This is a genomic window from Psychrobacter sp. NPDC078929 (assembly GCF_050267985.1).
In the GTDB taxonomy this organism is placed as follows: domain Bacteria; phylum Pseudomonadota; class Gammaproteobacteria; order Pseudomonadales; family Moraxellaceae; genus Psychrobacter.
This window is the reverse complement of the sequence record NZ_JBNNFX010000033.1, coordinates 1-19,589: the sequence shown is the minus strand read 5'-3', so window position 1 is coordinate 19,589 and position 19,589 is coordinate 1. Positions and strand designations below refer to the sequence as shown.

19 protein-coding genes are annotated in these 19,589 nt (G+C 40.3%); 11 read left to right on the top strand and 8 right to left on the bottom strand.

The window, feature by feature from the left end; translation table 11 throughout:
• Positions 1-88 precede the first annotated feature (88 nt).
• Positions 89-721, bottom strand: a complete 633-nt coding sequence (locus tag ACQKCG_RS13225) for a DUF1376 domain-containing protein (RefSeq protein WP_427585457.1) — start codon at positions 719-721, stop codon at positions 89-91.
• A gap of 576 nt (positions 722-1,297) precedes the next feature.
• Here ACQKCG_RS13225 and ACQKCG_RS13220 point away from each other — a divergent pair.
• On the top strand, positions 1,298-2,197 hold the full coding sequence (locus tag ACQKCG_RS13220) for an XRE family transcriptional regulator (RefSeq protein WP_424510088.1): 900 nt from the start codon (positions 1,298-1,300) through the stop codon (positions 2,195-2,197).
• Positions 2,198-2,640: 443 nt separating this feature from the next.
• On the opposite strand, the gene ACQKCG_RS13215 is transcribed toward ACQKCG_RS13220, so the two are convergent.
• The 5 genes from ACQKCG_RS13215 to ACQKCG_RS13195 form a co-directional block, all read right to left on the bottom strand.
• The gene (locus ACQKCG_RS13215; RefSeq protein ID WP_424510089.1) at positions 2,641-2,916 is read right to left on the bottom strand and encodes a hypothetical protein; all 276 of its coding nucleotides are present in this window, start codon (positions 2,914-2,916) and stop codon (positions 2,641-2,643) included.
• Positions 2,917-2,967: 51 nt separating this feature from the next.
• On the bottom strand, positions 2,968-3,234 hold the full coding sequence (locus ACQKCG_RS13210) for a hypothetical protein (protein WP_424510090.1): 267 nt from the start codon (positions 3,232-3,234) through the stop codon (positions 2,968-2,970).
• Between the two features lie 592 nt (positions 3,235-3,826).
• On the bottom strand, positions 3,827-5,278 hold the full coding sequence (locus tag ACQKCG_RS13205) for an NAD-dependent succinate-semialdehyde dehydrogenase (protein WP_102091460.1): 1,452 nt from the start codon (positions 5,276-5,278) through the stop codon (positions 3,827-3,829).
• Positions 5,279-5,304: 26 nt separating this feature from the next.
• Entirely contained in the window at positions 5,305-5,685 is a 381-nt protein-coding gene (locus ACQKCG_RS13200) for a carboxymuconolactone decarboxylase family protein (RefSeq protein ID WP_102091459.1), read from the bottom strand.
• A 12-nt stretch (positions 5,686-5,697) separates the two neighbouring features.
• A complete protein-coding gene (locus tag ACQKCG_RS13195; RefSeq protein ID WP_201572921.1) occupies positions 5,698-6,351 on the bottom strand; it encodes a GntR family transcriptional regulator in 654 nt (217 codons plus the stop codon).
• A gap of 188 nt (positions 6,352-6,539) precedes the next feature.
• Between ACQKCG_RS13195 and ACQKCG_RS13190 the strand changes: the two genes are divergently transcribed.
• From ACQKCG_RS13190 to ACQKCG_RS13160, 7 genes are all read left to right on the top strand, one after another.
• Positions 6,540-7,142 carry an amino acid synthesis family protein gene (locus ACQKCG_RS13190; RefSeq protein ID WP_201572919.1) on the top strand — a complete coding sequence of 201 codons (603 nt, stop codon included), beginning with the start codon at positions 6,540-6,542 and terminating at the stop codon, positions 7,140-7,142.
• Positions 7,143-7,155: 13 nt separating this feature from the next.
• A complete protein-coding gene (locus tag ACQKCG_RS13185) occupies positions 7,156-7,992 on the top strand; it encodes an alpha/beta fold hydrolase (protein WP_201572917.1) in 837 nt (278 codons plus the stop codon).
• 35 nt (positions 7,993-8,027) lie between these two features.
• Positions 8,028-8,939 (top strand): flavin reductase, encoded by a 912-nt coding sequence (locus tag ACQKCG_RS13180; protein ID WP_201572915.1) that lies wholly within the window; start codon positions 8,028-8,030, stop codon positions 8,937-8,939.
• A gap of 62 nt (positions 8,940-9,001) precedes the next feature.
• The gene (locus ACQKCG_RS13175; protein WP_201572913.1) at positions 9,002-10,039 is read left to right on the top strand and encodes an LLM class flavin-dependent oxidoreductase; all 1,038 of its coding nucleotides are present in this window, start codon (positions 9,002-9,004) and stop codon (positions 10,037-10,039) included.
• A 61-nt stretch (positions 10,040-10,100) separates the two neighbouring features.
• Complete coding sequence (locus ACQKCG_RS13170; RefSeq protein WP_201572911.1) at positions 10,101-11,588, top strand: aldehyde dehydrogenase; 1,488 nt, start codon at positions 10,101-10,103, stop codon at positions 11,586-11,588.
• 42 nt (positions 11,589-11,630) lie between these two features.
• Positions 11,631-13,367 (top strand): BCCT family transporter, encoded by a 1,737-nt coding sequence (locus ACQKCG_RS13165; RefSeq protein WP_201572909.1) that lies wholly within the window; start codon positions 11,631-11,633, stop codon positions 13,365-13,367.
• A gap of 737 nt (positions 13,368-14,104) precedes the next feature.
• Complete coding sequence (locus ACQKCG_RS13160) at positions 14,105-14,761, top strand: IS1595 family transposase (protein ID WP_102091451.1); 657 nt, start codon at positions 14,105-14,107, stop codon at positions 14,759-14,761.
• A 247-nt stretch (positions 14,762-15,008) separates the two neighbouring features.
• Here ACQKCG_RS13160 and ACQKCG_RS13155 read toward each other — a convergent pair whose 3' ends face one another.
• Both ACQKCG_RS13155 and ACQKCG_RS13150 read right to left on the bottom strand, forming a co-directional pair.
• Entirely contained in the window at positions 15,009-15,347 is a 339-nt protein-coding gene (locus ACQKCG_RS13155) for a hypothetical protein (protein ID WP_227673302.1), read from the bottom strand.
• Between the two features lie 342 nt (positions 15,348-15,689).
• Entirely contained in the window at positions 15,690-16,607 is a 918-nt protein-coding gene (locus ACQKCG_RS13150; protein WP_060491266.1) for a LysR family transcriptional regulator, read from the bottom strand.
• Positions 16,608-16,805: 198 nt separating this feature from the next.
• Here ACQKCG_RS13150 and ACQKCG_RS13145 point away from each other — a divergent pair, with 198 nt between their 5' ends.
• The 3 genes from ACQKCG_RS13145 to catA all read left to right on the top strand — a co-directional run bounded on the left by ACQKCG_RS13145 (position 16,806) and on the right by catA (position 19,385).
• Positions 16,806-17,972 carry a muconate/chloromuconate family cycloisomerase gene (locus ACQKCG_RS13145; protein WP_102091450.1) on the top strand — a complete coding sequence of 389 codons (1,167 nt, stop codon included), beginning with the start codon at positions 16,806-16,808 and terminating at the stop codon, positions 17,970-17,972.
• 43 nt (positions 17,973-18,015) lie between these two features.
• Positions 18,016-18,306: a muconolactone Delta-isomerase gene (catC, locus tag ACQKCG_RS13140; RefSeq protein WP_102091449.1), complete on the top strand. Its 291-nt coding sequence runs from the start codon at positions 18,016-18,018 to the stop codon at positions 18,304-18,306.
• Between the two features lie 155 nt (positions 18,307-18,461).
• On the top strand, positions 18,462-19,385 hold the full coding sequence (gene catA / locus ACQKCG_RS13135) for a catechol 1,2-dioxygenase (RefSeq protein WP_102091448.1): 924 nt from the start codon (positions 18,462-18,464) through the stop codon (positions 19,383-19,385).
• Positions 19,386-19,589 lie beyond the last annotated feature (204 nt).

Below are 19,589 nucleotides of genomic sequence, written 5' to 3'. Positions count from 1 at the left end.
AAACATGGGCAATGGCGGTTTTACACCGATACAGAAACTCAATCAGGCAGCTTAATTCTATTTATTAGGTGTCTTAAGTTTGGGAGGGTTACCGCGTGACTACCGTGTGACATTCATTGTGATTATCCATGACATCACTTGTGACATTATTTTTTGAAGTTAATTTGAGCATACTTTTATGTTCATTAAATAGCTTTCGCAATTCAGTTATCCCTTTTACCTCATTGTGGTCAACATCTATAGAAGACAAATGCCTACGTATCACTTTACCTTCTTCACGTAATTTTGCTTGTCTCTCTGCATCTGTCAAAGGTTTCTTTGACGTGACACCATCTGTCACACTATTATTTTCACTTATGTAATTTGTGACATCTTTATTTGGGTTTTTAAATTTATAGTTCTTTAGAATGACTTCCCATTCAGGATGCTTATAGCGTTTGGTACGCTTATCCAATATAAATTTATCTTTTAAAAGAAATGCTAGGGCCTCTTTTTCACTATTAGTTCGACATGACAAGCGCCGTGATAACATATCAATATCAGATATTAAACTTTCGCCAGTTTTTAAATATATAGTACGCATATCCAGATACAAGCTTTTTTCGATACGACACATATGTCTAGTTTCAATCTCCCAATCACCGAATTTATGCATGATCATGTGCATAACACCAAATTCAGTATGAATTTTTTTGTCTTTATTCTTCTCTTCATTTTTCATGAGACATTCTCTATATAAATGTTTAGAGTTTAGTTAAGTATATCTATTAGAACTTTGAAGTACTCAGTTTGATGTACAAGATTTTTCACAACTATCAAGATACTGATCTAGATGTCTTTTACGATATAAAATATGTCTGCCCACTTTACTATATGTAATAGCTTGGGATTGATGACAGCGCATATGTTGCAATGTATACAATGATTTCCCTATATAGGCAGCGGCGAATTCGGGCGAAAAAGGAGTATCTGGAGCAGCCTCAATAACTTTTTGCTTTAGGATTTCTTTTTCATCGTCTGTGTACTTTGACCAAGTTTTTTTGAGTAACATAGTTTATTGTTCCTTATAAATGTAGTGTATAGCTAATACCTCTTGATACCTATAGTTTACATGAGAAACTTTAATAATCAATTAAAAGTTTCTTTTTTTAACCTGTAGATTGCTATGAACTCTTCGACCTTCTATATCCATTGATATACATAGTGACGGAAGCTTATAGTTAATTAACATTCCCTCCAAAAGTTTCTTATGTTAGAATACATCCAGGAAACTTTTGTATTGTTTAGGAATAATAACGTGAGTAGTAATTTAGGTCAGATTGCTAATAGAATTAAAGAATCTATGAAAGAGAAAGGACTCAAACAGGTCGATATTGTAAAAACTACAGGAATTTCGAAAGGTAGCGTGTCAAAATGGTTGGCTGGCAAAGCCAAACCGAGTGGCGAATATTTGCTTCGTCTCTCTCAGGTTCTAGGCAAGTCAGAATACTGGTTATTGAATGGTGAATACCCTTATAGTTCATATGCAGATATTGACGACGCTATGGACTATATGAACGCTTACGAAGAAAGTATGAGGGATCATTACATTACAGAGCTCGGTTTAGAACCTAGACTTCCGTATAGTATTAGATTTTTAAAAGAAGAGTTTGAGAATAAGGTTTTTAGTGAGCATGAAGAGTTTGAAAAACAATATGAGCCTTCTGCTGAACAAGAGCGTGAAATAGAAGAATATAAAGAGTGGCTAGAATGGGAGGAAAGAGCGGATGATTTTATTGAAAATAGGTCGACCTTAGAACAGATAAAAAAACACCCCAATTTAAGTGTTTTTATAGAAAATTTTAACCATGTAGAACAACTATTAAGGTCACAATCTGAAATTGCTGAACGGACGAACAGTAATTTAAGTAAGACTCTATTCTATAATCAAGAAGACTATAGCATGCAGCCGATAATCACTATTGGTGCACAGTGCTCAGTAGATTTAACTAAGCGCACTATAAAAAACGGCAAGTTTTACTTGATAAGAACGGATAGCTTTTACGGGGTAAGAGCACTATTTAGTCAGTCTGATGGTGGTCTGCTATTACAATGTAAGAACAAGGAATATCCAGATGAGAAAATTTCTAAATCCAAAACAGACAACTTAGAGGTTCTCGGTTATGTTTATGCTTGGACTAATATGGATCCTTGGTAAAGGCAAGCGTCTCTAGCGCTTTAACCGCCATAGGATTGGCCCTTATAGCAATATATATTACCCCATGCCTGAAGATAAAGACATTCCCAATAAATGCATAAATGAAGCCGAACTTCACACAGTCATATAAACCACTAACTTAAGCGAGATTAAACTTAGCGAATATTGCCCTAGTAAATTCTTCTATGTTGAAAATTAAAGCTCTGCGTAGTGGTTATCTAAATTTAGCTGACGACTACATATAGATGGAGTTGTGAAATTAAGATTAATGTCGGAGACATCAATCAGCTAGAATAGAGTAAATATCAATTTAAAATATAACTTATTAAATGATATACCCTTCAATATTATAGTGTTAATAATATCTATATATCTAATAAATCAACTGTACCACGATAGGTCAAAAAAGCCTTACATGCTAATATTTGTATAGTATGTAAGGCTTAGGTATGAGGTTTAATTTTCTTAGGTGATGCTGTTAATATCATGGTTTGTGTAACGACGACAAAGATGAGACCGAACACACCCATTAATTTTACCAGTCCTAAAGTGATGGACACTTCGGATAACTCACCTTCTAAGGGAATAGTGCTCACTAAGTAAATACCCGCCAACTCGATTAAGAAAAAAGCGACGATATAAAAAGGGATGCTAAAATTAAACCAAGATAAGAACTTGCTGTCTTCTTGCTTACTATAACGCGCATAATCAATACCCATAGGCCCATGTAATATACGGCAACGTCCCACCAGCCAAAAGGCAGTGCTTTTTCAGGTCCTAAACAGCCAAGCACCTTTATGACCGAATAATACTCGAGAAAACAAGGCTACAGACATGCCTATACGAATGGCGTAGCGAGTAATAATTCCATTTACGATTCCGTAAGCAACGCAGCTTATTAGTAAGCCAATGATAGCGTTTTTGGTCCCATAATTTTCTGCCATCGCAATACCAATGACTAAATAGAACATGGCGCTACAAACGCCCCACCATGCCATGGTTAAAGAACCTTTAGTGGCTCGATCTTCGTTTGCCACCAACTCTTAGTTAGGATCAGAGGGAATGACAGAAGTATCGTGCCCTTTATTTTCTGGTTGTATTACACCTGCCATATCACACTCCTTGAGATAATCTATTAGTTGTACCGTCATCATAATTGTCTATCGGCTAAACACAATTAGTAGCCAATACTTTTGATTCGATGACAGTAGCCACGCTATGTCTTTTATGTCCTGTCAAAGGGTATCATTCCGACAACGTCTCTATAGCTAAATAGATAAGTGTCGTCATTCAACTATAGAGAATACTCTAGGAGATAAAAATACTACAGCTGTAGTATTTTTGACTAAGTGTGCAATATCTTTGATTGAAGCTAAGTCTTGGATATATGCTGTATGAACAGCTCACAGATTGTCGAAAACTTAATATTCTGAAAGAATACGAGAACGAAAACACAGAACTACGCCCTTGAGGTTATATAGCGCGATGTTCGCATGCTGATTGAAACAGTAAAAAAGGCTGCTAACACTATATTATGCATAGTGTTAGCAGCCTTTTTTTTATTTAGTATTTTACTTAGATGATTTGCTGAATATCGAGGCTTGAACAGTACTTTACTTTAACCTAGTTTTAGTTAATATCTAAACAAATATACTTAGTCTCAACATACTCTTCGATACCATATTTTGAGCCCTCACGTCCCAAGCCGGATTCTTTGATACCACCAAACGGTGCCAACTCTGTCGTCAGCATGCCAGTATTGACTCCGACCATACCAACTTCGAGTGCTTCAGCAATACGCCATACACGACCAATATCTCGGCTATAGAAATAACCTGCCAAACCATATTCAGTGTGATTTGCGAGAGCAACGCCCTCTTCGTCTGTCTCAAATTTGAAGATTGGCGCAATAGGACCAAAAATTTCTTCATCTGCGACGCGCATATCGTTATTAACGTCGGTCAAAATAGTTGGCTCAAAAAAGTTGCTACTAGCCTCAACTCTTTGACCGCCACATAATACCGTTGCACCTTTACTTTTTGCATCAGCAACCAGCGCCTCTGCATTATCTGCCGCAGCCTGAGAAATCAAAGGTCCTTGTGTTATGCCAGCTTCTAAACCGTTACCGATTTTTATGGCTCGTACTTGCTCTGCTAATTTTTTGGTAAATTCCTCATAAACACCTGCCTGTACGAAAAGACGATTGGCACATACACAGGTTTGACCGCTATTGCGGTACTTACTCATCATTGCGCCTATCACAGCGGCATCTATATCTGCATCATCAAAAACGATGAAAGGTGCATTGCCTCCCAATTCTAATGACATTTTTTTGACAGTGTCAGCACACTGCTTCATTAGAATTTTCCCCACCCGAGTGGACCCAGTAAAGCTTATTTTCTTGACTAAAGCGTTTGTCGTCATCTCCTCTCCGATCGCTATCGGATCACCTGTGACTACGCTATATATACCGTCAGGAATACCCGCTTTCTGAGCCAGATAAGCCATTGCTAACGCAGAATAAGGCGTTTCCATTGCAGGCTTGACAATCATCGGGCATCCCGCTGCTAGCGCAGGACCTGCTTTTCGGCTGATCATAGAGTGCGGAAAATTCCATGGAGTAATGGCTGCAGTGACGCCAATAGGCTGTTTAATCACGACTAAACGCTTATCTGGCATGTGCCCAGGAATAAAGTCACCGTAAATACGTTTCGCTTCTTCAGCAAACCATTCTAAGTAGTCCAGCCCACTTTGTATTTCGCCTTTTGCTTCAGCAATAGGCTTGCCTTGTTCATTGGTCATTAAGACAGCCAAATCTTCCATATTTTCAGCAATCAGCGTATGCCAACGACGTAAGATGCTACTACGTTCCTTACCTGTTTTTTTCGACCAAGTTGATTGAGCGATATCTGCAGCTTCAATGGCGCGTCGAGTCTCGGTACTTCCCATCATTGGCACAGTACCAATCAATTCTCCCGTTGCAGGGTTTAGTACTTCATGGGTTGCTTTGTTATCAGCATCACACCACACGCCATTAATAAAGGCTTGTTGTCTAAACAACGCATTATTTTTTAATTGCATTTCTCACTCCAACTGTTTTTTTAGGACTACAATAATCCGCGTGTGGTCAGCACTTCACGGGCAATTCGAAAGCACTCTACACCTTGTGGTACACCGCAATAAATCGCAATAGCATGTATAGCAGCGCGTATTTCTTCAACAGAACAACCGTTATTAATTGCTCCATTTAGATGCAACTCCCATTCATGCATTTTCCCTAAAGCAGCAATCATGGTTAAATTCATTAACGAACGGGTTTTGGCATCAATCGTCTCATCGCCCCACCCAAATCCCCAGCACCATTCGGTCATGGCCTCTTGAAATGGACGGTTAAAATCATCAGCAGCTTGTAGATTTTTTTCGACGTACTCAGCACCCAAAGTGGCTTTGCGTTGAGTAAGTCCCAATTCAAATCGTTGTTTGTCCATTATTACTTCCTTTTACTGTTTATTAAGATGCAACCCCATATGGCAGGCTTCATCAATGTGTTTTCGACAAGCTTCAATTGCCGACTTACTGTCACCTTTAGCAATACTATTAACAATATCTTGCAAGTTATTAGGGCCTTTAGTGGCACGCTCTTGCGTAGACAAAGTCATAAAACGCAAACGACCAATACGTCCATTCAATCTCTCTGTCAACTCCCATGCGACCGTCATACCGGCCGTCAAAAATAAATGCTCATAAAATGAATAAGAATACCCAAGCGCCTCCACCACATCTCCTGCATGTAAGTTTTCTCGGATCTGGACTAAGTGGCTTTGTAATTTATCCACTAGTTCAGGTGTCGCCTGTTCAGCGCAGTAGCGAACTGCTTCGCTCTCTAGCATCGTACGTAAATGATAAATTTGACGAATCTCATCACTTTCTAAAACAGCAACTGAAGACCCTCCTGCAGAAAACGTCACCAAATGCTCGCTTTCTAAATGCCTTATACATTCACGTACAACAGTGCGGCTGACACCCAACTGCTCACAGATAGTGCGTTCAACCAAACGCTTACCTGGTTCAAGTTGTCCGATCATGATCGCTAAGCGTAGCTGTTCTAGTGTTGTCTCTTTCAACGTTTTTGGTTTTTCCACTTTCTCTAACATACGACCTCTAATTTGTAAGATGTAAATGCAGAGTATAACGACTGTGAATCAAAGAAAACAGTACGCTTTAATATAGTATTACGGTATACCATAATATTTTTTTTCAAAAAAAGCTAGCAATTAATTAAATACCGTATTATGGTATACCAACATTGTTAGAGATTATTCACCACTGTAGGGAACAGATAATGCTAAAACCAGAAATTAGAAAAATCGTAACTTTTGAAGAAGAAACATTCATTGAAGGATTCAAAGCTGCTGATACACCGCTTCGAATGTTTGCTGTTGCAGCGGTGATTACTAACCCATGGGCAGGACGTTATGTCGAAGACCTAAAACCTGAGATTCAAGCATTTGGTCCTGTGTTGGGTAAGCTAATGACCGATAAAATCATTGCTTTAGCTGGCGGTGCAGACAAAATACAAGCGTATGGCAAAGCGGCTGTAGTCGGACTTGATGGTGAAATCGAACACGCCTCAGGCCTGATTCACACACTACGTTTTGGCAACTTCTATCGTGAAGCTTTATCTGCCAGTAGTTATTTATCGTTTACTAACATGCGCGGCGGCGCAAACTCCCCCATTATGGTGCCGTTGATGGATAAAGATGATGTCGGTCGACGCTCACATTATCTGACCATTCAATTCGCCATTCCAGATGCCCCTCGTGATGATGAAGTAGTCATCGTCTTAGGAGGTGCATCTGGTGGCCGTCCGCATCATCGCATTGGTGATCGTTATCAAGACTTAAAAGATTTGGGCCGCAATCTAGATAATCCAGCAGCCGTATAAGGAGCAGATATTAATGAAGTGGTCACGTAAAACCTCCGATGGAATCGCTTATCACTATGGTGATAACAATGGCGGAAACATTGATAAAAAAGCCACTCCTATCGTCTTTATTCACGGTGTGGGCTTACGAGCAGAGAGCTGGAACCAGCAGTTGTCTGCATTTACTGAACACTATCGCTGTTATGCGATTGATATGCCAGGACATGGAGAGAGCGACTTATTATCGAGCCCAGTAGTCACGCTACAGGACTTTTCTGACGTACTAACAAACTTCATTAATAACGTTGTGGGCCAACCAGCCATCATTGTCGGTCATTCATTAGGTGCAATGACGGCTTTACAAACTGCGGTATCCTCTCCCAAAGTAGTACTTGGTGTCGCTGCATTGAATGCAATTTATAATCGTCCAGATGAAGCGGCTCAAGATGTACAAGCTAGAGCTGAATCACTGATAAATGACCTCAATCAAAATGTTACTGATCAACCAATAGCCAGATGGTTTGATGGCAATCCTGAATACCGCTCAGAAGCCAAGCTGTGTCAAAAATGGTTAGATAATGGTAGTCGTTTGGGATATGCACGAGCTTATCAGATGTTTGCATATTTACGTGGTATTGCAGAAGCTGACTTGCGAGCTATTACAGTGCCTGCGTTATTTCTAACAGGCGAACTGGATGTCAACTCCAAGCCCGAAATGTCATTAGCGATGGCAAGTATATTACCCAATGCTGATGCCGTTATCGTACCAGAAGCTCGTCATATGACTCAAATGACACATTCGAATATGGTTAACGCTGCATTGGCAACATTTTTTAACCAATGTGACTCACACAATATGACGCTTGCTTAATCTAAAAGCATGCCTATTTTTAAAAAGAGGTTCTCATGAAGCAACTTGATCCTAAAACTCTACGTAATGCCTTTGGCAGCTATATGACTGGCGTTACTGTCGTAACTGCCATGTCTAATGACGGTAAACCCGTCGGTTTTACTGCTAATTCCTTTACATCGGTATCACTTGATCCACCGCTCCTACTGGTATGCCCAGCAAAATCGTTGTCCAGTTTTGATGTGTTTGCTAACTGTGAGTATTTTGCTGTCAATATTCTCAGCGAAGATCAACAAGCTATATCCAATATATTCGCAGGCTCTAAAGAAGACCGTTTTAGTCAAATAGAGTGGCATAAAGATGAATACGGCAATCCAATTATAGAAGGTGCCTTGACGCATTTTTCTTGTAAAACAGACCGCAATCTCGATGCTGGTGATCATCACCTCTTGGTTGGTGAAGTACTTGATTTTTCCTCTCGTGAGGGGCATGGCTTAGGGTATGCGTCTGGAGGTTATTTTAGCTTAGCATTAGAGCGTGAAGCAGCAGAAATCAGTACGCAAGAAAAGCATGTCAATGTGGGTGTGATTATAGAGCACAATGGAAAAATCCTACTCAGTCAAAGGGATGGCAAAGCAACCTTGCCTAGTACGACTACCGATGACAATACCAATGCCGTTAGCACGATCCAACAGTTTTTAGCAGACAGTAATATTAACGCTCAGTTGGGCGCTGTCTTCTCTATTTATGAGAATACTAAAACAAATACCAATTACATTTTTTATCGAGCTACCGCTCAATCGGCTGACCCTAAAGAGCTAGGTGAATATATCTCAATCAATAATATTCCCGAACAGCATTTTGTTACACCGGCCATGAGTTCGATGATGACACGCTACGCAACTGAAAGCGAGAATGGCCTTTATGGCGTGTATGTTGGCCAAGAAGAACAAGGTCACGTCCATTAAAATTTATATCCAAATCAAATTGAACTAAAGTAAATTAAACCAAAACGCAAAGGATTTGCCTCATGAAATTTTCACTATTTTTACACATGGAACGCCTCGACGAATCACAGAGCTATCAACAACTGCATGGTGAGTTCATTGAGTTGGCGAAAATAGCCGACCAAGGCGGCATGCATGCTATTTGGACTGGTGAACACCATGGTATGGATTTTACCATCGCCCCAAACCCATTTTTAAATCTAATTGATCTATCCCATCACACCAAAAACGTACGTTTAGGTACTGGTACGGTGATTGCACCGTTTTGGCATCCGATTAAACTGGCTGGTGAAGCGGCCATGACTGACATTATCACTAACGGCCGATTGGATCTGGGTATTGCTCGCGGTGCTTATAATTTTGAGTACGAGCGCTTGATGCCTGGTATGGATGCCATGGAAGCAGGCGGTCGTATGCGTGAACTTGTCCCTGCAGTACAGCAACTATGGAAAGGTGACTACGCCCACAATGGTAAGTATACCCAATTCCCATCAACCACTTCAGCGCCAAAACCTTTACAAAAAGGTGGCGTACCCATGTGGATTGCAGCGCGCGACCCTCATAGCCACAACTTTGCGGTAGAACATGGCTGCAACGTGCAAGTCACCCCGCTATGGCAAGGCTTAACAGAAATCCAAAATTTAATGACAGCCTTTAAAAACGCCAAAGCTGAGCATGGCGAAGGTAAAAACCCGAAAATTATGCTTTTACAACATGCTTACGTTGGTAGTGATGCTAATGACGTAGCTGAAGCTGCTAAATGTATCAGCCGTTTCTACTGTTATTTTGGCGCGTGGTTCAAAAACGAACGTCCTATTCGTCAAGGACTACTTGAGCCATTAAGCGAAGAAGAAATGGCGAAAATCGACATGTATGCTCCTGAAAAAATGTTAGAGAACATGCCTATTGGCACATCTGATCAGGTCATTGAAAAACTCAAAGTATACGAAGAGCTTGGCTATGACGAGTTTGCATTTTGGATTGACTCTAGTATGACTTATGAGCAGAAACAAGCATCCTTGCGCCGTTTTATTAATAATGTCATGCCAGCATTTGCATAACCATACTTAGTTTCTAGTAGATGACAAACAGATAACCCAATAAGAAATTTGGAGAACCACTATGGCTAAACCTCATTATCAACTTTATATTAATGGCGAGTGGTGCGAAGGGAGCACTAACCAAGTCCTAGACAGCTATAATCCTGCAACGAACGAAGCATGGGCAACATTCGCCTGTGCTAGCTCTGCTGATGTCGAACGCGCTGTCGATGGTGCTAAGACTGCACTGAATAATCCTGAATGGGCAAAAATGACTGCCACCCAACGCGGTAAGTTATTGTACCGCTTAGCAGATCTGATTGAGCAAAATGCCGAAACACTAGGGGAAATTGAAACAACGGATAGTGGCAAACTGGCTCATGAAACTGTGGCTCAGACACGTTATGTCAGCGACTATTATCGTTACTTTGCAGGACTGGCTGACAAAGTAGAAGGCGCTACACTACCAATTGATAAGTCAGATATGCATGTTTTTACCACGCGTGAACCTATTGGCGTAGTGGCTGCTGTTGTGCCTTGGAATGCGCAAATGTTTTTGACAGCGACTAAGCTAGGTCCAGCGCTAGCAGCAGGCTGCACGATCATTCTAAAAGCTTCCGAGGTAGCACCTTGCCCTATGTTTGCTTTTGCTGAACTAGTAGAACAAGCAGGCTTCCCTAAAGGTGTCGTATCTATCATTACAGGTGATGCTGAAAACTGTGCCATTCCATTGACCAGTCACCCTGATGTAGACAAAATTGCATTTACTGGTGGGCCCGATGCAGCAAGGCATGTAGTTAGAAACTCTGCCAATAGCTTTGCGGTAACGAGCTTGGAGTTAGGTGGTAAATCACCCATCATCGTCTTTGAAGATGCGGACTTGGAAAGTGCGGCAAACGGTTTGATTGCTGGTAATTTTGGCGCTTCCGGTCAGTCTTGTGTGGCAGGATCTCGTGGTTTTATTCACCGTTCTATCTTGCCTGAAATTATCAAACGTGTAGAAGAAAAAGCGAAGAATATTGTCATTGGCAACCCTCTTGATACCAGTACCCACGTAGGCCCTTTATGCACTAAGGCTCAAGTAGATCGTATTAAAGATACGCTTGAGAAGGCAGTTTCACAAGGGGCGACCATTCGTTTCGGTGGCCAGCCGCCTACTGATCCTGCTTTAGCTAGCGGCAATTACTTTACGCCTACCTTAGTAGAATGTCCTAATACTGATATTGAAACACAAAGTGTGGAGATGTTTGGACCTGTCATGTCTTTAGTTGCTTTTGACACTGAAGACGAAGCTATTGCTATGGCAAATGATAGTGTCTATGGCTTAGGCTCTGGTGTCTTTACTCAAAACTTAGCTCGCGCGCACCGTGTCTCGCAACAGATTCGTTCAGGTATTTGCTGGGTAAATACCTATCGAGCTATCTCTCCTACAGCACCCTTCGGTGGTTACAACCAGTCAGGTTATGGACGTGAAGCTGGGAGCGAATCTGTACTGCAATATACTCGCACAAAAACGACATGGATCAATATCTCGGCGGAGCCGATGGCCAATCCTTTTGTTATGAGGTAACCACTCGATGCAATCCACTACATTAGTTTTAAGGAAGAAACTATGTCTATTCGTCCCCCATTGACAGAGCTAAACATAAAAACTCACGACAAAGGTTTTTATAAAGGTTTTAACCGTATTGTCACTATAACATCAAAGATTTTGGTGACAGTAATGGTTATCTGGATTTTAAGCGACATCGATCGTTCCGGTGCAATTCTAGATAGTATGAAAAACTGGTCTTACACTAACCTGAATAGTTACTATACCTATTCTGTCGCATTTTATATATTTGTTTGCCTAACCGCTATTTTATGGCCATCGTTTGGACGCACGAAACTTGGCTCCGACCCTAATGGAAAACCTGAATTTTCAAATTTTTCATGGTTTTCCATGATTTTTGGGGCAGGTATTGGTATTGGCGTACTGACCTATAGTGCTGCTGAACCTATCTGGCATTTGGCAAACAACCCTGACACTATTATGTCAAAAGAAATCATCATGTCAGCGTTGAATGCTAACGGCCTAAAACTGCCTCAAGGTGCTGACGTATTCAATTTTTATCAAGAACAAGTATCTGCCAGTACGTTAACTGCTATTGATGGCGTGGTGATACCCAAAACTGAGTCAGCACTAGATGCCGCCTTTCGCTACTCTTTTTTTCACTGGGGTATCAGTGCTTGGGCAACTTATTGCCTAGTTGGTATTTGTTTAGCGTATTTCAGTTATTCTCGTGGATTACCATTGACCATGCGCTCAGCATTAACGCCTTTGTTTGGTAGACATTTAGAAGGGTTGTTGGGGCATATCATTGATATCTCTGCCGTCATTGCCACTATATTTGGTATTGCACAAACGATTGGTATTGGCTTAAGCTCATTTGCTTCTGGGCTATACAGTATTACTGGTATTACTTGGTTGGTGACCAATACTAACAACCCTGAGCCCACCACCGGAGCATTATTACTATCGTTGTTTGTGGTCATGTGCCTAGCGATGATTTCTGCTTTGTCAGGTGTTGGACGGGGCGTCAAGTGGCTAAGTAATATCAATATGGTACTGTCATTTTCCCTTTTAGCATTTTTCTTGATTTTTGGGGCCTCTATGTTTGCCCTAGAAATGTTGGGCAAAGGAATTTTTACCTACGTTGTGCACTTGCCTGCAATGGTATTTACCGTATGGGAACCCAATACTGAATTGGGTAGCTGGCAAACCAGTTGGTCTATTTTTTACTGGGCATGGTGGATTGCTTTTGCACCATTCGTTGGTATGTTTTTAGCACGTATTTCCAAAAACCGTACCATTCGTGAATTTGGATTGATTGGTATTGTAGCACCTAGTCTGACACTATTTGTCTGGTTCTCTTTCATTGGTGGTACTGGCATCGATTTAGAGTTAAGTGGTATTGCTGGTGGTAAAATATTTGAGTCAGGATTAACCGCTCAGCTATTCGAAATTATTGGCTTTATGTTAGAACCAATGATGGCAAAAATATTATCAGCGATGGTGGTGGTATTGCTATTAACCTATTTGGTTACTTCTGCTGACTCTGCTCTGCTAGTTGTCAATATGCTAAATGCTGGAGGTGAGGTCGAAGTTGAAAATGGCCAAAAACACATCATCGTGTGGGGTCTTGCTCTAGCTTCCGTTATTGCAGCATTGTTATTAGCTGGTGGATTGAATGCTATTACCTCGGCTATGATTATTGCCGCAATACCCTTTTCACTCATCATTATTTTGATGGCAGTCAGTTTACTGAAGGCTCTTATTTTAGATGGCGTACGAAAAAGAGAAAAGTGATTGATATTTATTTAAAAGTATCATCTTTGTTAGATCTCTTATAATCCGATTGCTACTTCATAGGAGCTCTTTTTTTAATAAATAAAAATCGTGCTGTTTCTACGTAACGGATATGTTGTTTAATTTATATTATTGCACAGATAAAAAATCACCCTAGCTATTTAAGTGAGGGTGGTTTTTTTAGGTTTGAGAAACTACTTTCTAAGGAAATAAGTACAACGCAAGTCACCTTTCTAATACTGTATAAAGCAATTACATATTTATGAGTGTTCTTATTTTTCGGGGAAACTACCCTTCCACCGAGATGTGGCAAGCGCTAAAGCAAAGAACTTGCATGCTGCCATTACTTATATTTACTTCACTGAACTAGTGCCTGATAGTCTGATTAATCTAGCTAATAATCCTTGAGATTGATATTAGACATAGTTAACGCTAAAGTAGATCAATTTCTTATTGAAACTATAACTTATTAGGTAGTAAATCCCTGAATATTATGGTGTTTAAAATATCATCATACTCTGCATATACTATGGTCAATCTTACTCTGACAATTCGGAAAAGCTCTATATGCTATTATTTATATAGTGTAGAGGGCTGGGGTATGAAAATTATTTTTCTTAGGTGACGCTATTAATATCGGGGTTTGAAAAAAGCATCCTAATGTTTTCAATATATACGTATCTTGCGAATTAAGTTTTTGGGGCTGTAGTAGATAAGCACTATGCTAGACTACTTTTATGAAGATAACCCGTTGTAAACTAAGTAAAAAAGTACAGCGAAGGCTATTAGAGTTTTTCACGGCTGAAGTAACTGCTAGAACAGCCGCAGATTTGCTTGATATCCAGCCTAACAGTGCTGCACTTTTTTATCATAAAATTAGACTTGTTATAGGTCATCATCTCTCATTACAAGCTGATGAGCTTTTTGATGGCGAAGTCGAATTAGATGAAAGCTACTTTGGCGGCGTACGCAAAGGCAAAAGAGGTCGCGGAGCTGCTGGTAAAACAGCCGTGTTTGGTATCCTAAAACGACATGGTAAGGTTTATACCATTGTCGTAGCAGACACCAAACAAACCACCCTAATGCCTGTCATCAAGCGTAAAATCAAGCCTGACAGCTTTGTTTATACTGATAGCTATCGAAGTTATAATGCATTAGATGTGAGCGAATTCAAACATTTCAGAGTCAATCACTCTAAAGAGTTTACTTGTGGTAAAAATAATCACATCAACGGCATTGAGAACTTTTGGAATCAGTCTAAACGAACGCTCAGAAAATATAATGGAATTGATAAGAAGAATTTCCATTTATTTTTAAAAGAGTGCGAGTTTAGATTTAACTATGGGTCACCATCTAATCAGCTTAAAACGCTGAAAAAATGGTGTGATATTTAATCCTTATCTACTACAGCCCCAAGTTTTTTGCTTCGTATTCATTTACTGTAATGTACCTTTATGTATGCGATTCGATGAAGTTAAACGGTACTATTAAGGGCATAACTAACGACAATATCTTATTTAATAATGATGGTAAAGAATTCACTTGGCCGTTACTGACTGAATATTGTCGTCTTCTTGAGTGAAGAAGCTAAGCAATGCTGAACATTCATAGGGTTACACCTCTGTTGCTAAATACTCTAACCTACACTCTCCCTGCCCCGCGACTAGATGCTTCACTATTCTCAACCAATATAGCCGCTGCTGTTTTTTTGAGTATCGCCCACTGTTCGTCATCGACATAGATACCCTCTTTCCATGCGCGCTGATGAGTCTCAAACAGCTCGTCTGTCGATATTTTACGATCGAAATGCTGGATATCATGTTCGATATCGAAGTTTTGAGTCGCAACCTCAATAACCATATTATTGGTATTGTAGTTGGACTGGGGTTTGTCGAAAAAGTAAAGATCAGGATAGACAAACCCTTGATTCAATGTAAATAACGTATGCTTGGGCACAGAGCCATTATCCCATTTGGCCAAACAAGCATAGCCTTTTTGTGTGAGACATTCATCTGAATATCACCCAACTGTTTTACCATAAAACTCTTTTACTCTGTTGATTCGAAAATCACCTAAATGCTATTGTTTATATAGTGCAGAAGACTGAGGTATGAAATCCACTTTTCTCAGGTGGTGTTGTTAATATTGGAGTTTGACCAGGTGTCTTAATCACTAATGCCTTCTAACAACTATGGTGAAGTAAGATGTCGTTGACATCCCTACGTCAAAACGAGCAGCACTTTATATATAATAAAACTGTTGCATGATTTTATCCTTAAGCGAGTCAATATTAGGAAGCTTAACGAATAGTGAGTAAATTGCTTAAATCTCTTCACGCCGATAAACAAACTCCTCTTCATCATATAACTTGTAGGTGACATCGAGTAGCGTTTTTAGCAAATCCGACTTATCAAAATGACGGACATTCATAATAACTGGCGACGTTAATAATCCATCTTCTAATGGAATATAACCAATCTCTGTACCGCGTAGGTTCTTAAGCGCTTGAGGCACAATGGTGATCCCTTCTCCTGCAGCTACTAAACCTAAAGCCACATGCAATTCGCTGACTTCTGAAAATGAATTTGGCTCAATATTGCGTTCCTCAAACAAACTCAAAACAAAGTCAATAAAACTAGGGCGCGGTGCCTTTGGATATAATAATAGATTCTCATTAGCTAGATCAGCGATAGTTATAGTGCTTTGTCGTCGTTGAATGATGGGATGATCAATAGGAGTGGCTACCACTAAGCTCTCCTCTCTCAGTAAAATACGTCTCACCGCAGCGTCTTCAAAAAATAATCTTCCAAACCCCACATCTATCTTGCCATTTGTCAGTGCTTGCGTTTGCTGCCACGAATTTAACTCGTGAAGCTTTATTTCTATATTAGGATATACCTTGCGAAATCGGGAGATCACTCTTGGTAACGTTCCGTATAAAATCGACGCCACAAAACCTATAGACAAAGAGCCATCAAACTTCCCTTTACGCATAGTCATCGCTCGAAGATTATCAGACTTTTTTAGAATCTGTATGGCATGCTCGTAAAAAAAGACCCCTGCTTCAGTTAACTTAAGAGGCCGTTGATCACGATCAATCAAAAGTACACCCATCTCTTCTTCTAACTGTTTTATCTGACGACTAAGCGGTGGCTGTGATATAAAAAGCCGCTCAGCCGCTTTACTAAAGCTCTTCTCTTCTGCCATTGCGACAAAATAACGTAAATGTCTAAGTTCCATACCGTTATCCTTATTATCATTTTTTTAATTATCATTAGGTTGTCAATCAACTTTGTCCGTCTATTTAACCCTTGTATTACCACCATACTATACCTAAAAGGTATAAAAAAGCATCATATAAGGTCTTAGACACGGCAGTTTATAAGTCTTATAGTTAATAACAAGCATAACAACTAATTAATCAAGGGTTAGCGCAATATGATTCGTTCAATTACGACATTGCTGGTTCCGATACCTACCATTCGAACTCATAAACTTGCTTGTACGGTAATGAATGAGCAGACATTAGTCTTAGTTCATATTCAAACAGAAGATGGGCTTGAAGGTTGGGGCGAAGCGACAACCATCGGTGGGCTCAACTATGCAGAAGAGAGCCCACATAGTATCAAGACCAATATAGACACTTACTTCACGCCTTTGTTATTAAAAGAAGCCCCTACTTCCACTGCCAAAGCTATGCAGTTACTAAACCAGCATATCAGTGGTAATCGCTTTGCGAAATGCGCAATTGAAACCGCACTACTCGATATCGAGGGCAAACGTCTTGGCATACCGGTCAGTGAGTTATTAGGTGGCCGTGTACGTAATGAGCTTGAAGTGGCATGGACACTTGCCAGCGGTAATACTGATCAAGATATTAGCGAAGCAAAACAGATGATCGAACAAAAAAAGCATCGGATTTTCAAATTGAAAATTGGCAGTAATCCTATTAATGAAGACATTTCTCATGTACTGGCTATCAAGCAAGCTATACCAGAGTATCGTGTCACCGTCGATGTCAATCAAGCATGGACTGAGCTTGAAGCCATGAGCGCAATCAAGCGTCTGCAAGCTGGCGGGGTAGATTTAATAGAACAACCTATCTCTATGCGTAATCAGGCGGGACTGAAACGTTTAAAAGAGCATTTTGAGGTAGCCATCATGGCCGATGAGATTGTCCAAGATCCACAAAATGCTTTTCGTTTAGCAATTGATCATTGCGCCGATGTCTTTGCAGTCAAAATCAACCAAGCTGGCGGACTAAAGGCAGCCTGCCTCATTGGACAAATGGCACAGCTTGCAGGAATAGAATTATACGGTGGTACGATGTTAGAGGGCCCCATTGGCACGGCCGCATCGGCTCATGTGTTTTCAACTTACCCTAGTTTAAATTTTGATACTGAACTTTTTGGACCTCTATTACTCACCGAAGATATTCTAGCTCGTCCGCTAGATTACAGTAACTTTGGACTGTCTGTGCCAACAGGCCCTGGACTAGGGATCGAGGTGGATCGCGATAAAATCTATCATTATGCAGGACTCAGCCTATCAGCGGTATCAAATACAAACTCTCAACCCTACCTTGCTGCTGAAAATAGCTTATAAAGAATTAAATAATTAACGGGCTCAAAACCATAAGGAAAGAATAATGCTATATCACGTACGAATGGATGTCTTAATACCAAACGATATGGATGCTGACAAAGTTGCCGAACTAAAAGCCACTGAAAAAGCGCTATCACAAAAATTGCAAGAGCAAGGCAAATGGCGTCATATTTGGCGATTGGCTGGCGAGTACTCAAACTTTAGTATCTTTGATGTTGAGAGCAATGAAGAGCTGCACGATATCATGATGTCATTGCCTCTTTATCCTTACATGAAAGTAGAAGTTACGCCACTACTTCGTCATCCATCATCTGTTCGTGAAAATGACAGCTAAAACGATTGAACGACCACGAGGATATCCTCATAAATCAGGTTAAACCCAAGGAGAAAGGACATGGAACAAGCAGATTGAAAAAAAATGACAGCTAAAACGATTGAACGACCACGAGGATATCCTCACAAATCAGGTTAAACCCAAGGAGAAAGGACATGGAACACAAGCAGATTGAAAAATTGGCTGAACAGTTCATTAAAGGCAAGATCGACTTCCCTGAGCAAGTTAATCCACGTGTGCAAGAAATCACCCTGCGCATTGTGACCGATTTGATGAAAACGATTAATGATCTAAATATCACTGCTGATGAATACTGGACTGGTGTGTCTTACATTGGCGATTTAGGCAAAGAAGCCGGCCTCTTATCACCAGGTTTAGGTTTTGATCATTTCATGGATTTAATGATTGAAGAACATATGAAAGCGGCTGGATTAGAAGGTGGCACAATACGTACCATTGAAGGGCCACTATATGTATCAGGTGCTCCTGAAGAAAAAGGCTTTGCGAGGCTTGATGATGGTACTGAAGATGAAGAAGGCACAGTGCTATTTATGCAAGGATATGTTTATGACGAAGATGGCAATCCTATCCCTAATGCTAAAGTAGAGGCATGGCATGCCAACACTTTAGGTAACTACTCTTTCTTCGATGAATCGCAACCTGACTTTAATCTACGTCGTACTATCATTACTGATGGTGACGGCAAGTATGCTTTTCGTAGTATTGTGCCACTGGGTTACTCAGTACCACCAGGTGGTATGACGGATCAAGTATTAAGTGCTTTAGGACGTCATGGTAATCGCCCTGCTCACATTCACTTCTTCGCTAGTGCTGAAGGTATGCGCAAAATAACCACGCAGATCAATATTGATGGTGATGAATACCTTTGGGATGACTTTGCTTTTGCCAGTCGTGAAGGCTTAGTACCGGAAGTCACCATGGTTGACAACGCTGATAAGCTCAAAGAAAAAGGTCTTGATAAGCCTTATGCTTCAATCGATTTCGACTTCCATCTGTTAAAAAATAGTAAAGCTGATGTACATGGTAGTGAGGTAGCACGTCGCCGTGCACAAGGCTAGATAGTATATTTTGTTAAATACTTAGTTAAATACCTAGCTTCTTCAGGTATTTACATAAAAGTCATGACTAATAATCTCAATATCTACTTGATACCACTCCCTGCTGTGGTATAGTCAATCCAAAATAAAAGAAGTACAACCCATATTATGAAATAGTTTAGGTAGATTATTCTCCATCCAACCTTGTCGTAGAAACTTAGCTTG

What these genes read in the sequence shown, in the direction of transcription:
- ACQKCG_RS13225 (WP_427585457.1), bottom strand. Translation starts at nt 721, where the DNA reads ATGAAAAATGAAGAGAAGAATAAAGACAAAAAAATTCATACTGAATTT.
- ACQKCG_RS13215 (WP_424510089.1), bottom strand. Translation starts at nt 2,916, where the DNA reads ATGGGTATTGATTATGCGCGTTATAGTAAGCAAGAAGACAGCAAGTTC.
- ACQKCG_RS13205 (WP_102091460.1), bottom strand. Translation starts at nt 5,278, where the DNA reads ATGCAATTAAAAAATAATGCGTTGTTTAGACAACAAGCCTTTATTAAT.
- ACQKCG_RS13200 (WP_102091459.1), bottom strand. Translation starts at nt 5,685, where the DNA reads ATGGACAAACAACGATTTGAATTGGGACTTACTCAACGCAAAGCCACT.
- ACQKCG_RS13195 (WP_201572921.1), bottom strand. Translation starts at nt 6,351, where the DNA reads ATGTTAGAGAAAGTGGAAAAACCAAAAACGTTGAAAGAGACAACACTA.
- ACQKCG_RS13190 (WP_201572919.1), top strand. Translation starts at nt 6,540, where the DNA reads ATGCTAAAACCAGAAATTAGAAAAATCGTAACTTTTGAAGAAGAAACA.
- ACQKCG_RS13185 (WP_201572917.1), top strand. Translation starts at nt 7,156, where the DNA reads ATGAAGTGGTCACGTAAAACCTCCGATGGAATCGCTTATCACTATGGT.
- ACQKCG_RS13180 (WP_201572915.1), top strand. Translation starts at nt 8,028, where the DNA reads ATGAAGCAACTTGATCCTAAAACTCTACGTAATGCCTTTGGCAGCTAT.
- ACQKCG_RS13175 (WP_201572913.1), top strand. Translation starts at nt 9,002, where the DNA reads ATGAAATTTTCACTATTTTTACACATGGAACGCCTCGACGAATCACAG.
- ACQKCG_RS13170 (WP_201572911.1), top strand. Translation starts at nt 10,101, where the DNA reads ATGGCTAAACCTCATTATCAACTTTATATTAATGGCGAGTGGTGCGAA.
- ACQKCG_RS13165 (WP_201572909.1), top strand. Translation starts at nt 11,631, where the DNA reads ATGTCTATTCGTCCCCCATTGACAGAGCTAAACATAAAAACTCACGAC.
- ACQKCG_RS13160 (WP_102091451.1), top strand. Translation starts at nt 14,105, where the DNA reads ATGAAGATAACCCGTTGTAAACTAAGTAAAAAAGTACAGCGAAGGCTA.
- ACQKCG_RS13150 (WP_060491266.1), bottom strand. Translation starts at nt 16,607, where the DNA reads ATGGAACTTAGACATTTACGTTATTTTGTCGCAATGGCAGAAGAGAAG.
- ACQKCG_RS13145 (WP_102091450.1), top strand. Translation starts at nt 16,806, where the DNA reads ATGATTCGTTCAATTACGACATTGCTGGTTCCGATACCTACCATTCGA.
- catC (WP_102091449.1), top strand. Translation starts at nt 18,016, where the DNA reads ATGCTATATCACGTACGAATGGATGTCTTAATACCAAACGATATGGAT.
- catA (WP_102091448.1), top strand. Translation starts at nt 18,462, where the DNA reads ATGGAACACAAGCAGATTGAAAAATTGGCTGAACAGTTCATTAAAGGC.